Origin of the sequence: Psychrobacter aquimaris (genome assembly GCF_016107525.1) — a bacterium.
Lineage (GTDB): Bacteria > Pseudomonadota > Gammaproteobacteria > Pseudomonadales > Moraxellaceae > Psychrobacter > Psychrobacter aquimaris.
Genome location: NZ_JABASR010000003.1, coordinates 154,734 through 167,360, shown reverse-complemented (window position 1 = coordinate 167,360; position 12,627 = coordinate 154,734). Strand labels below are relative to the sequence as shown.

Sequence of the window (12,627 nt, the reverse complement as noted above, 5' to 3'; positions counted from 1 at the left end):
TATCAGTACAACAGGAAGCTTTATGATTCAAGTCACTAATATTCACAAAGCTTTTGGTGGCAATCAAGTGCTTAAAGGCATCGACTTGACCATCGAAAAAGGCAAGGTAGTGGTGATATTAGGGCCGTCAGGGTCTGGTAAAACCACTTTTTTACGCTGCTTGAATGCGCTGGAAATTCCTGATCAAGGCATCATTGCTTTTGATGATGGCAGCTTAACGGTTGATTTTGCTACCAAGCCTAAGAAGAAAACGTTGCTGGCGTTGCAGCGTAAATCAGGCATGGTATTTCAATCTTATAACCTGTTTCCACACAAGACCGCGATTGAAAACCTAATGCTTGGGCCGACGGTGGTACAAGGGCAAACTAAGGCGCAAGCCCGCGAACAGGCACTGGCATTACTTGATAAAGTAGGGTTATCAGATAAGGCAGATCTGTATCCGTTCCAATTGTCTGGTGGTCAGCAGCAGCGTATCGGCATTGCTCGTGCACTGGCTATCGAACCGTCACTATTGCTGTTTGATGAGCCGACTTCTGCGCTCGATCCTGAATTGGTACAAGATGTGCTGGGAACGATGAAGCAACTGGCATCTGAAGGTTGGACGATGGTCGTTGTCACTCATGAGATTAAATTTGCTCGTGATGTGGCAGATCATGTGGTGCTCATTGAGGATGGCCACGTGGTCGAAGAAGGCAGTCCTAAGCAGATGTTCGAATTGTCTACGCATCCACGTACGCAGGCCTTTTTGCAGCGTATTGAACAGTAATGAGGTAAAAAATTACCGTCTTCATTGAGTTTCTATCGTCGTAAATCCTTTACTTTAATCAATTTTAAAGCACTTGGTTAAGTTTTTAAACATTTCGAAAGATACTCAACAAAAAGCCTCAACGATGACATTATCGTTGGGGCTTTTTTCGTTTGATAACAATGGCAACAGGGCTATTCAAAACCTTTGAAGAGTGCAGACTAAATTCTTTGTCGTCTTTTTAGCCAGCGTGGTACGCGAGTGGCGGTACCGTTTAATATTGCATTAAACAAAGCTGCCAGTAAGATTAACACCACGCCCACATATTGAATCCAAGATAAGGATTGATGCAGTAATAATATCGCAAGGGCAATGGCGGTCAATGGTTCAAAAATCGTAAATACCGATGCACGAGTGGCAGGTAATTTCTCTAACGCTTTCATATAAAGCGCAAAAGGGACGACGGTTCCAATCAAAGACAATCCCAAAGCATAGCCCCAAGTATGTAAAGGTAAGCTCAATAACTGCCCATAGGTTTGATAAGTTTCAGGTAATAATAGCAGTACACCGGCACTGATGATAATAGAGGTAAAAAACACCAAAGGCGCAGGGTGTGCATCGTGCATCGCACGCTTGCCGAGCACCCCGTATAAGGAATAACACACGCCTGCTAGCAGTCCCAGTAAAATACCCCAGTTGACTTGCGCCTGCTCGCCTAGCATCGTCAAGCCGACACCAAATACTGCCATGAGCGCCAATAATGCCGACTTTCGAGTAATGGATTCATCAAGCAAGAATGCTGAAAACAATAAGCTAAAAACAGGCGCAGTATAAAGCAAGGCAACCGCAGGCCCAGCACCGACATAAATCACAGCAAAAAAGTAGCATACCGACATACCAAGTACGCCAATCAAAGACTGCAATGCCAGTCCAAGCCACTGCTTTCGACGAAGCTTGATAAGACGCGGCCATAATTTCGGTAGCATAACAAGAATAAGAAAAGCAGCGGTCACGATACGTAAGATCGTAATCTGCCAACCACTAAAGCCAATTTGATTGAGGTAGGTTGAAAATATCCCTAACGTACCCCAGCAGACCGCCGCCGTGATGATTTGAATGGTGCCTATCCATGACTGCCGCGCTGACATTATGCCATCGGTATTTGCCATATCGCTCTCTATTTTTATGTGATATCAAAACCCATGCCCAAACTCAAAACCTCAAACTGTCCAAGCCTTTTAGCTAATGGCATCATACAATACTGACATAAGAAAAAGACAACCCGAGTAAGGGCTGTCTTTTGTTTGTTTTTTTAGTCTATCATTAAAGCGTTAATTAAGTACTAACACAAGTCAGTTAGGCATAAAATTCAATTTATTTGAGTTAGAAGTACGCTGCTCTTTAGCTTATTATCCTTTGATGTCATATTCCCCAAACTTAAGCATCATGACTTACAACTGTAGCAAAAAATTCGTCAGCAAGCGTTTGGCACCTTCAGTTGCAAATGACTCTGGATGAAACTGTACGCCTTGAATGGGATAGTCTTTATGCTGTAGCCCCATAATTTCATCACCTGCTAGCGCAGATTCGGTTAGGTTTAACTCAGCATGAGCATCATTGGCGACGACGGCTGTGACAGCCAAGCAATCTGGTAGGCTGTCTGCTTTTACCATCAATGAGTGGTAGCGCATGATTTCTATCTCTTGTGGCAAGCCTTGATAGACACCCGCGCCATCATGGCGAATCGATGAGACCTTACCATGCATCGGTACACCAGCACGTATCACGTCACCGCCAAATACATGGGCGATGCCTTGCATACCTAAGCAAACACCCAGTAGCGGTGTCGTCTTACCCATGACCTCAATTACTTCGGCACAAATACCGAAGTAGGAAGGGTCGTCAGGAGCGCCAGGGCCGGGTGAGATGATAATGCGGTCAAGATTCATTGCCTGCACATCAGCTAACGTTATCTCATTATTACGTTTAACCATGACGTTTGTGGCTTTATCATTGTCCATCGTCTGTAAGATCTCACCGATATATTGGTAAAGATTAAAGGTAAACGAGTCGTAGTTATCTATAATTAAAACATTCATTGGTTATCAACTCTTTGGCAAAATATAAGCAATTTACGGGTTCATAAAACTGTCTAATACCACTTTCATGGCAGACAATTTACGCTGAATTTCTAGATATTCATCAGCAGGATTGGAGTCATAAACATTACCACCGCAGGTTTGCGCATAGGCAGACTCACCGTTGATGAATAGGCTACGAATAGGAATGGCAAAAATACAATCACCATTGAAATTAAACGATCCAAGCGCACCACCATAAGCACCGCGTCCATCTGGTTCTAGCTCGTTGATGACTTTAATCGCTTCAACTTTTGGTGCGCCTGACAAAGTACCTGCGGGAAAGTTACTGGCAAGGGCGCTAAACATATCTTCATTAGGATGCAAAATCCCGACGATCTCAGACGAGATATGTTGCACGTGTGAGAAGCGTTTGATATCCATAAGGCTACGTACTTTTACAGTACCAAATTGTGCCACACGGCCAATGTCATTGCGGTGCAGGTCGACCAACATATTGTGCTCGGCAATCTCTTTAGCATCATTTAATAAGGCGCGAGCAAGCTGTCGGTCCTCAACGACATCGACGCCGCGCTTGGCTGTGCCTGCCAGTGGATAAGTTTCCATCTCACCTTGACGCAAGCGAAATAGCAGCTCTGGTGACGCTCCAATGATGCATTGCTGAGCAAATTTCATAAAATACATGTGCGGCGACGGATTGACCGAACGCAATTTTTCATAAATGGGCATTTTATCACCGGCGATGCGATACTTAGATTTAAAACCGACCTCACATTGAAAGATACGCCCTGAGATGATGTCTTCTTTGACTTGCATAACGACTTTGGCATGCTCTTCTTGACTCATGCCATCACCCAAAAACTCAACCGTAGGCGGCTCATAGCTTGGAATTGACTCATCAAGTAGGGCTTTGATTTGCTCGATGCGATTGTCTTGCTGCGCGGTAGGATAATAAAAATAGAAAATCTCACCGGTCATCTTATCGAGCGTTAGACCATCCAAATATACGCCAAATTTAAACGGTTCAAAGTCGTCGCTGGCTTTAGCATTGAGACTGGGTTCAAAGAAATTGACACTGTCGTAACCCAAATAACCGACGAGACCACCGCTTTGGTCGCGAGCAATGACGTGCTGCGGCGTAATTTTACGCAGTAGTTCGTAAGGATTATCAGTCTGATAGTGGCTAGTCTCAGCGGTTTTATTATCAGTAATCGCGAGGGTTGTACGATCAATGGCAGCAATAGTCATCACGGGGTCGAAACCAATGGCGTGATGACGTGCCATATGTCCATCTTCGCCCAGTGATTCGAGTAAATAACAAGTCTCAAAAGCGTGCTCAATACGTTTAAACAACGCAAAGAAATCAATATCCTGCGTGAGTTTAATGCGCTGTGGTTTACTAGGAATATCAATATCAGCAGGTTGGCTAGGTTTTGAGTTAGGAGAGGTCATAACAATATCCAAATTGGTTCAATGATTGATCAAATAAGAAGAGAGTATATTAATATCATATTTTTCAATAAGTTAAGCATCTTGTATAGGTGTGCTTTCTCTATGAGTCGTTAATAAGGCACTCACATCGTGAACTTGCATGGCTTTAGCGCCGCGCGAGACGGTAGCAATACCGACACCTAGCTGTTCAGATATCTCGCGCTGGGTGACACCGTGCTCAAGTAAGTCAAAAATGCGGATACGATTGGCAATTTCCTGCTGCTCTTTTTCTGTCAATAGCGCACTGAATAGCAGGTCGATAGCGGCGCTGTCATGACAACTGGCTAAATGGCTTAATAAGCTTTGATAAGGGTCTGTGCTCATAACATTCATCTTAATAGAAAAGAAAAAGGATGCTTACTTCGTTTCAGTATTCTAGTACGATAGTACATAAAAGGCAAGTAGCCTAGGTAGATGTTTTGCTGTCGCTGCTAAATGTTTACTGTTTTCTAGAGGATGATTATTTATATAGGATTGACCCTACATTCACAATAAAGCCAGCTAATCTTTATTAACTGGCTTTATGAATGGTTAATAGCTCGTTTGCAGATCCTAATTAAACGGCAGATTGCTCACTGGCAAGCTCAATTTGCACCTGCCAATCATCTATCTCCAGCTCATAACAGTTTTTGCCTTCGCCATTGATACGATCTATCACCAAAAAATCAGAGTCACAACCGAGGGCAAGTAGCGGATGATGCCAGACATTAGCATCGTATTGCACACCTTGATGAGATTTGACATAAAACACGGTCAAATCATCCGCAGACTGTGGCGGCGCACCAGCAGGCGCAACGATGACGATATAATCCTGACCATTCATTGAGAAAAACGCTTGCGTACCAAATGGATGATATTCCATGACCGACAACGCAATAGGAAATTCACGCTTTTTGGCGCGAAAGATACTCATGCCGACATCGCCGCCGTCAAGTTTGGCTTCAGCGATGGCGTGATGGCGACAGGCATAGCCTTTATTGATATGGTAGCTATTTTCAGGCGTCTGTGCTTCCTTGTCATAGGGCTCAATTACGGTGCCGTAGGGCGCAAACTCAGCTTTGGTTAAAGGTCTTGCAACGATCGTAGTCTTCATAAGAGTACTCATGACTTTGCCTTACTTTTGGTGATCACTGTTTATAATTGCTATGAGCCACTTTGCCATAAACCCGTACGCGACTTAAACCACCATCTGGGAATAAATGACATATTCGAATTAATGATTATGCCTCTAGATTGCTCATCGTTCTGAATGCTTTGTTGTTCTGATTGTTATTGTGATTGCGCATGGCTTATCGTGCTGGACGAATAAACGGCATATGACGGTTCACATCTTTATAGAGCAAGTATCTAAATGGACCAGGACCACCGGCGTAACAAGATTGTGGGCAGAATGCGCGTAACCACATAAAATCACCTGCCTCCACTTCTACCCATTCACCATTTAAGTGATAGACGGCTTTACCTTCTAGGACATACAAACCATGTTCCATAACATGAGTTTCATCAAATGGAATCACGCCACCTGGCTGGAAAGTAACGATATTCACATGCATGTCGTGACGCATATCAGACTGCTCGGTAAATCTGGTGGTTTTCCAAACGCCATCAGTACCCGGCATCTCAATTGCTTCAACATCATGATCGCTTGTTACAAAGGCTTCGGGCGCATCAATACCCTCTACAAATTGATAAGCTTTGCGAATCCAATGAAATTTAACGTGCTTGTCGCTATTGTTTTTTAGCGTCCATTTGCATTCCGGCGGTAAGAAAGCATAGCCACCCGCTTCAAGATGATGCGCTTCGCCTTCAATAGTAATATCCATTTCACCTTCAACAACAAACAATACGGCTTCTGCTTTACTATCCAGCTCAGGCTTTTGAGAGCCGCCATTTGGTGCCACTTCAACGATGTATTGTGAGAAGGTTTCTGAAAAACCAGTCAAAGGACGTGCAATCACCCACATCCGCATACCTGTCCAAAAAGGCAGGTAGCTAATAACAATGTCGGTTAGTACACGTTTGGGAATGATCGCATAAGCTTCGGTGAAGATAGCGCGATCAGATAGTAGCTGTGTTTGTGGAGGCAATCCGCCAGTTGGTGCGTAATAAGTACTCTTTGTTGACATTATTGATGTTCCTTAGTGGTGTTGAGCCTCGATAAATTTGTGTCTAAACTTATGGTTACATCCAGTTTGCAGTGTTATCGGCTGTGGCTGGATGGTTTTTATACCAGTGTTTGGCAATGTCATCACGGCGGCATACCCACACATCGGGCTTGCTAGCGATATATTGCAAAAACTTTTTGAGGGCAATGATGCGGCCTGCGCGACCAATGATGCGGCAGTGCAGACCGATGGTCAGCATCTTGGGTGTGTGTGCGCCTTCCTCGTATAAGGTGTCGAAGCTGTCTTTTAGGTATTGATAAAAAGGCTCGGCGTTGGTAAAACCGGGGCTTGAGGTAAAGCGCATGTCATTGGTTTCTAAGGTATAGGGAATGACCAAATGCGGCTTACGAGCGATTTTGTTACCGTCTTCTACTTTGACATTGAGCCAGTAAGGCAGTTCATCCGCATAAGAGTCGGAGTCATAAATATAGCCACCTTGTTCGGCGACCAACTCACGAGTATTCGGGCTATCTCGCCCCGTGTACCAACCAAGGGGTTGACCACCGATCATACGCTCGAATATTTCAGTGGCACGGCGCACATGCTCGCGCTCGGTTTCGCGGTACATATCTTGATACGTAATCCAGCGTAGACCGTGGCTGGCGATTTCGTGACCATCTTCTAATACTCGTTCGATAATGTGCGGCGTCTTTTCAGCAGCAGCGGCGCAAGTGAAGGTTGTAATCGGCAAACCGTATTCTTTAAAAGTGTCCAGTACTCGCCAAACACCCACACGGCTACCATACTCAAAGGCTGACTCAATCGACTGATGACGATTGTTAAATTCTGGCGTACCCAAGACATCCGATAAAAACCGCTCTGACTGAGCATCGCCATGGATGACGCTATTTTCTGCGCCTTCTTCGATATTGAGGACGAACTGCACAGCGATTTTAGCACCGCCTGGCCAGTTGGCTTTTGGTGGCTTATCAGCATAGCCTTTTAAGTCGCGAGGGTAGGTATCTTGATTAAAATCGCTGATTATTTTTTTACTCATTTTCAATATATCCTAGATAAACTAAAGCAAAATAGGGGTTAGCAAGAGGGGCTGTTTTTTACACCTAGCAGTGAAGATGAATAAAGTGCCCGATTGCATTGCTGGCTTTTATACAAAAAATCATCGTCATTAAGGGATAGCGGTTGAATCATACGACTGCTATCTATAATCCCGACGTATAGGCAACGAGCTGTTGGCGCTCTTTATCAGTCAACTGTGTGAGATTACCCAGTGGCATATAGCCCGTTTGTACGGCAGTGACGATTTTTGCTTTATGTATTTTCATGTCAGTTGGTGTCTGCAAGATGATACCAGCTGGCGGCGCGGCGAATCCTTGCTGGGTTGGCTGCGCGGCATGGCAAGTGCTACAGCGCGTGTGTACGACACCCATAATGGCATCGTCCGCGGAGGCACTCACTGGTAAAGCATCGGTAGTAAGATTTGCATTTGAGGCAGCGTCAGTGCTTATAGTAGAACCGTCGACTGCACTATCAGTATTTGTTGGTGGCACACTATTTGGTGTCGCCGTTTCAGCAGCGACTGCAGCAGCGACAACAGGTAATGGCTCAATTGGTTCTGGGCGCATCCAAATAATTAATAATACGGTTAAGACAGCAGGGATGACCAAATAACGCGGCTTATGATTGTCTAAATGTTTTTGGTTAAAATAGTGACGTACAATGGCCGTGATGATACCCACAAATACCAATACCAACCAACCGTGAGCATGAGAGTACATCATCGGATAATGATTGCTAATCATGGTAAAGATCAGCGGTAAGGTAAAATAGTTGTTCATCAGCGAGCGATTTTTTGCTTGTAGTGCCAAGTCCGCCACTTCTTTGCCGGGTTTTTCGCCACGCCTCACGCATTCTACCAGCGCTCGTTGAGCGGGCATGATGCCAAAAAACACATTACCTGCCATCACAGTACCTAAGATAGCACCGATATGAATGAACGAAGCACGGTCACTAAATAGCTGATAAGAACCCCAGCAGGCGATGATTAATAGGATAAAAATAATGGTGCTAAAAATAAAGGAGTTTTTGCCTAAATGGCTGCGGACAATCACCTCATAAATAAAATAGCTGCCGAATAAAAATAATAAACTGGTCGAGATGGCACCGACACTACTACCAAAAGCGACTTTGCTTGGATCAATCAAGTAGGCAGTTGCATTGGCATAATAGACGATAGAGAGCATCGCCATACCCGTCAGCCAAGTAGTATAAGCTTCCCATTTAAACCAATGCAGGGTCTTTGGCATCTCTTCGGGTTCGAGCTTGTATTTGGCAATTTCATAAAAGCCGCCACCATGTACCGCCCATAAGTCGCCTGAAATGCCTTTGTCGGCTTTCCACTGTGGCGGTTTACGTAAACTAAGATCTAGCCAAACAAAGTAAAAAGACGCACCAATCCATGCCACGCCAGCGATGACGTGGAACCAGCGAAAAAATAAATTAAACCAATCGAGATAATAAGCGCCCATGTTGCAAATGTCCTTTTTACAATTTTCTTTTGTTCAGCTTTTTTCAGTCTTTCAATGTGCTTTGCTACGGCGATGTTCTTTTATATAGTGATGTTAAAAACTACGAGCCGCGATACGTGCTGTAGCCATGTGCGCTAAGCAGTAGCGGTACATGATAGTGACCGTTATCACTTATCATAAAGTCGATGACTACTTGCGGATAAAAAGCCGTGAGATTTTGTGCATCGAAATAAGACTGCGTATCAAATGTTAAGGTATAACGACCAACATCTAAGTGATACTCAGCAATATCAATCGTTGGGTCAAACGACCAGCTATCTGGTGTCACGCGTCCATCCGCGTTGGTGACGCCATTGGCTAATAGTGACGCCTCGCCACTTGTGCTCACGCGGTGTAGCGTCACGGCAATACCAGCGGCTGGTTTGCCCAGATGGGTATCTAAGATATGTGATGAGAGAGTACCTGACATAATAATTCCTTTTATATAGATGAGTCAGATGAGGCTGAATGCGTTAAGCGTCACTCAGCAGTTTCTGTAAACGTAAGCGGGTGATTTTATTTTGCTCAGCCGCCGCATTGACCAGCTCCGTAGCGCGATCATTGGGCAAGCGTGCTAACAATAAATCGAGCATTTGCTGCGCGCTCTTACCAGTGGCAAACACGATAAAGATAAAGCCAAATTTATCAAGGTAGTCTTGATTGCCTTGTGCCAAAGCTTCAATCACCTCGTCATTGGCATCATTGGCACCTGACTGCTCATGGGCAGCACTGTCTTGAGTGTTGCGGTATTTTTCTTTTAATGAGTCAACGTTGCCGATTTGTGGATGACCATCAAAAGCCTCTAGTAACTGGGCTTCTTCTGTCTGTGCTTGTTGCCAAGCGTGGTCACTATGGGCAAGTAGTATGGGTATATCGGCAAAAGGACGTTTTTTTTCTAAAGCCTGCGCCCAATGGGTGCTGGTACAGCAGGTCAATAGATGTGAAATTGCCTCAGCTGTTGAGAGCTCATTAAATTGCTGTAAAGATAATTTCACAATGACATCCTTTTCTTTTCTGACAAAAGCGGTGGAGTAACATTTCTCGATAACATCTCATGCTAAAGTAGTATTTATCGAATAATAATTGGTTTACTATGAGCTATTCTGCTTAAACCTGACCATTTGGTCAACTACTTTATGCAAATATTTTATTGAGGCTGGTGATATTTCATAAAAATTAGCATATGAATCCAGTTATTGGCTGGTATATGACTCTCTATTCATCACAATAATGACAGGTAACATTCATCATGGCTCAACATAACGATATAGAACCACAAGCAGCGTCTGACGCGCCTGTACAGCGAAATCAGCAAGATATCCGCGCCCACAATCAAACCGTCATTTTGGCGGCAGCAGAAGAAGAGTTTGTCCTACAAGGTTTTCGTGGGGCGACCATGCAAGGTATCGCCGATAGAGCCGAGCTACCAAAAGCCAATGTTCATTACTACTTTAAGAATAAAAAAAACCTGTACCAAGCTGTGCTGCACTCTATTATTCAAGAATGGAACGATGGCTTAGTCACCATGACAGTCGATAGCGATCCTAAAATCGTCATCGAAAAGTTCGTCCGTACCAAATTGCATCAAGCGTTTGCTCATCCCAATCGCCATAAGTTGTTTGCCCTTGAAGTCATCGGCGGTGCCCCGCATCTGCATGACTTTATGTCGGCGACCATGAAAGAGTGGGCGCTAGACAAGGCGCAAGTGATGAAAACTTGGCATGAGCAAGGCAAAATTGGCATCGCTGACCCTTTACAGCTATTGATTTTGATTTGGGCAACGACGCAGCGATATGCGGAATTTGAGACAGAAATCGTTGGTTTGATGGAAAAGAGTGAGTACGATCAGCAGGATGAAGCGCGGGCGGCAGACTTTTTGGTGCCGTTCATTTTGCGTGGCTGTGGTCTTGAGTAATGCTTATTTATTATCATTTTACGTCTATAGAACTCCCTTAATACGAAATTATTCTGAATGCTTTCGTATTAAGGAGAGCTAAAAGAGACAATGTGCAGAACCAGAACCAGAACCAGAACCAGAACCAGAACCAGAACCAAAGGCAGTAATGCTTATTGGTAAAGAATTAGACATGCCCTAACGTACGTTTAAGAAGCCTTTTGTCTAAGAGGCTTTAGGCCATCATCCAGATGTTGCTCTGCCGTATCAAATTCGACACCGTAGTTTTTGGGTAAAATCATATCAAGAGTAATGGCCACAATACCTGACATAGTAACTGCCGAACCAAAGATATTACGGAAAAGCTGCGGCGCCTGTGCGAACACGTCAGGAACAAAAGCCACGCCCATGGACAGACCTAGCGAAGTGGCAATGATTAAGATGTTGCGATGGGTAAAGTTGACGGTTGATAGGATACGAATACCAGCGGTTGCTACCGTTGCAAACATCAATAACGTCACACCACCAACCACTGGTTTTGGCAACTGGGTAAAGATAGCACCCAAAATAGGGAACAGTCCCATGATGAACAGTATGGCCCCAACATAAAAGCCCACATAGCGACTGGCAATACCGGTCATCTGAATCACGCCGTTGTTTTGGCTAAATGTCGTCACTGGGAAAGTATTAAACACCGCCGCAATCAACGAGTTGACACCATCTCCTAATACGCCACCTTTAATACGTTTCTCGTATAGAGGCCCTTTGATAGGTTCGCCTGATATCATCGAAGTCGCCGTCAAATCGCCAGATGTTTCAATACTGGTAATGACATACATAAAGGCAATGGGAATAAAAGCTTGCCAATCAAACCCAAAACCAAACTTGAATGGTACAGGTAGCGTAAAAATAGAAGCTTGAGAGACCAACGAGAAATCAATACGTCCCATGAGAATCGCTGCGATCAGACCAAGCATCAAACCTATAAAAATGGCACTGGAGCGAATGACTTTATTATTAACAATACTAATCAGCACCACACTGACCAAGACTCCGCCACCGAGCATCAGATTCTGCATACTCCCGAAATCTTCAGCACCGACGCCACCTGCCAAATCTGTCAGACCAACCTTGGTTAATGACAGACCGATAGTTACAATTACACAACCAGTGACGATTGGACTCATCAGAGATTTGAGTTTGGTGATAAATTGACTTAAGAAAATCTCAACAAAAGCACCAAGAAATGAGACGCCAAAGATAACAGAGAGAATTTCCTCCGGACTCCCGCCTTTGTTTTTTACTACAAAACCTGCGGCCAATACCGCGGCTAAGAAGCCAAAACTGGTTCCTTGTAACGCCATTAGACCTGAACCTACGGGTCCAACTTTGTGTGTCTGAATAAAGGTAGCGACCCCTGACACCATCAATGACATGCTGATGAGATAAGGGATATGCTCCCCCAAACCTAAGACGCCGCCTATGATTAATGAGGGGGTGATGATACCGACAAAGCTGGCAAGTACGTGTTGTACTGCGCCTAAAAAGGCTTTTGTAGGGGTGGGGCGATCATGCAATCCGTATAGTAAATCGGGGTTCCCTTGAGTGTGTTCACTCATCTTGGCTTCCTCCTAAAGTGACTTTTAGTCCAAGCTCTGTGGAGAGAGCTAAGCAGTGTGATGAGTTTAGAGGTGGATGTCGACACACC

Annotated in this window: 13 protein-coding genes; 2 read left to right on the top strand and 11 right to left on the bottom strand. The window is 44.5% G+C overall.

The genetic code is table 11. From position 1 onward, the window contains the following. Positions 1-22 precede the first annotated feature (22 nt). On the top strand, positions 23-766 hold the full coding sequence (locus tag JFC10_RS04005; protein ID WP_193011738.1) for an amino acid ABC transporter ATP-binding protein: 744 nt from the start codon (positions 23-25) through the stop codon (positions 764-766). 200 nt (positions 767-966) lie between these two features. On the opposite strand, the gene JFC10_RS04000 is transcribed toward JFC10_RS04005, so the two are convergent. The 10 genes from JFC10_RS04000 to uraD form a co-directional block, all read right to left on the bottom strand. Continuing rightward, positions 967-1,914, bottom strand: a complete 948-nt coding sequence (locus JFC10_RS04000) for a DMT family transporter (protein ID WP_198331766.1) — start codon at positions 1,912-1,914, stop codon at positions 967-969. Positions 1,915-2,196: 282 nt separating this feature from the next. Then, complete coding sequence (locus tag JFC10_RS03995) at positions 2,197-2,844, bottom strand: anthranilate synthase component II (RefSeq protein ID WP_198331765.1); 648 nt, start codon at positions 2,842-2,844, stop codon at positions 2,197-2,199. A gap of 33 nt (positions 2,845-2,877) precedes the next feature. Further along, entirely contained in the window at positions 2,878-4,296 is a 1,419-nt protein-coding gene (locus JFC10_RS03990; RefSeq protein WP_198331764.1) for an anthranilate synthase component I family protein, read from the bottom strand. A 72-nt stretch (positions 4,297-4,368) separates the two neighbouring features. Continuing rightward, positions 4,369-4,659, bottom strand: coding sequence for a Trp family transcriptional regulator (locus tag JFC10_RS03985; protein ID WP_198331763.1), 291 nt, complete (start codon positions 4,657-4,659; stop codon positions 4,369-4,371). 232 nt (positions 4,660-4,891) lie between these two features. Continuing rightward, positions 4,892-5,440, bottom strand: coding sequence for an ureidoglycolate lyase (locus JFC10_RS03980; RefSeq protein ID WP_227685922.1), 549 nt, complete (start codon positions 5,438-5,440; stop codon positions 4,892-4,894). Between the two features lie 184 nt (positions 5,441-5,624). Continuing rightward, on the bottom strand, positions 5,625-6,461 hold the full coding sequence (locus JFC10_RS03975; protein ID WP_198331762.1) for a bifunctional allantoicase/(S)-ureidoglycine aminohydrolase: 837 nt from the start codon (positions 6,459-6,461) through the stop codon (positions 5,625-5,627). Positions 6,462-6,516: 55 nt separating this feature from the next. After that, on the bottom strand, positions 6,517-7,497 hold the full coding sequence (puuE, locus tag JFC10_RS03970) for an allantoinase PuuE (RefSeq protein ID WP_198331761.1): 981 nt from the start codon (positions 7,495-7,497) through the stop codon (positions 6,517-6,519). Between the two features lie 163 nt (positions 7,498-7,660). Continuing rightward, positions 7,661-8,986 carry a urate hydroxylase PuuD gene (locus JFC10_RS03965; RefSeq protein WP_198331760.1) on the bottom strand — a complete coding sequence of 442 codons (1,326 nt, stop codon included), beginning with the start codon at positions 8,984-8,986 and terminating at the stop codon, positions 7,661-7,663. A gap of 100 nt (positions 8,987-9,086) precedes the next feature. Further along, the gene (gene uraH / locus JFC10_RS03960; RefSeq protein WP_193011730.1) at positions 9,087-9,455 is read right to left on the bottom strand and encodes a hydroxyisourate hydrolase; all 369 of its coding nucleotides are present in this window, start codon (positions 9,453-9,455) and stop codon (positions 9,087-9,089) included. 43 nt (positions 9,456-9,498) lie between these two features. Then, the gene (gene uraD / locus JFC10_RS03955; protein WP_193011729.1) at positions 9,499-10,020 is read right to left on the bottom strand and encodes a 2-oxo-4-hydroxy-4-carboxy-5-ureidoimidazoline decarboxylase; all 522 of its coding nucleotides are present in this window, start codon (positions 10,018-10,020) and stop codon (positions 9,499-9,501) included. 254 nt (positions 10,021-10,274) lie between these two features. Here uraD and JFC10_RS03950 point away from each other — a divergent pair, with 254 nt between their 5' ends. Beyond that, on the top strand, positions 10,275-10,940 hold the full coding sequence (locus JFC10_RS03950) for a TetR/AcrR family transcriptional regulator (protein ID WP_193011728.1): 666 nt from the start codon (positions 10,275-10,277) through the stop codon (positions 10,938-10,940). Positions 10,941-11,128: 188 nt separating this feature from the next. On the opposite strand, the gene JFC10_RS03945 is transcribed toward JFC10_RS03950, so the two are convergent. Then, the gene (locus tag JFC10_RS03945) at positions 11,129-12,538 is read right to left on the bottom strand and encodes a uracil-xanthine permease family protein (protein WP_198331759.1); all 1,410 of its coding nucleotides are present in this window, start codon (positions 12,536-12,538) and stop codon (positions 11,129-11,131) included. Positions 12,539-12,627: the final 89 nt, after the last annotated feature.

What these genes read in the sequence shown, in the direction of transcription:
- JFC10_RS03985 (WP_198331763.1), bottom strand. Translation starts at nt 4,659, where the DNA reads ATGAGCACAGACCCTTATCAAAGCTTATTAAGCCATTTAGCCAGTTGT.
- JFC10_RS03950 (WP_193011728.1), top strand. Translation starts at nt 10,275, where the DNA reads ATGGCTCAACATAACGATATAGAACCACAAGCAGCGTCTGACGCGCCT.
- JFC10_RS03965 (WP_198331760.1), bottom strand. Translation starts at nt 8,986, where the DNA reads ATGGGCGCTTATTATCTCGATTGGTTTAATTTATTTTTTCGCTGGTTC.
- JFC10_RS04005 (WP_193011738.1), top strand. Translation starts at nt 23, where the DNA reads ATGATTCAAGTCACTAATATTCACAAAGCTTTTGGTGGCAATCAAGTG.
- JFC10_RS03990 (WP_198331764.1), bottom strand. Translation starts at nt 4,296, where the DNA reads ATGACCTCTCCTAACTCAAAACCTAGCCAACCTGCTGATATTGATATT.
- uraH (WP_193011730.1), bottom strand. Translation starts at nt 9,455, where the DNA reads ATGTCAGGTACTCTCTCATCACATATCTTAGATACCCATCTGGGCAAA.
- JFC10_RS03975 (WP_198331762.1), bottom strand. Translation starts at nt 6,461, where the DNA reads ATGTCAACAAAGAGTACTTATTACGCACCAACTGGCGGATTGCCTCCA.
- JFC10_RS03945 (WP_198331759.1), bottom strand. Translation starts at nt 12,538, where the DNA reads ATGAGTGAACACACTCAAGGGAACCCCGATTTACTATACGGATTGCAT.
- JFC10_RS03995 (WP_198331765.1), bottom strand. Translation starts at nt 2,844, where the DNA reads ATGAATGTTTTAATTATAGATAACTACGACTCGTTTACCTTTAATCTT.
- JFC10_RS04000 (WP_198331766.1), bottom strand. Translation starts at nt 1,914, where the DNA reads ATGGCAAATACCGATGGCATAATGTCAGCGCGGCAGTCATGGATAGGC.
- JFC10_RS03980 (WP_227685922.1), bottom strand. Translation starts at nt 5,440, where the DNA reads ATGAGTACTCTTATGAAGACTACGATCGTTGCAAGACCTTTAACCAAA.
- puuE (WP_198331761.1), bottom strand. Translation starts at nt 7,497, where the DNA reads ATGAGTAAAAAAATAATCAGCGATTTTAATCAAGATACCTACCCTCGC.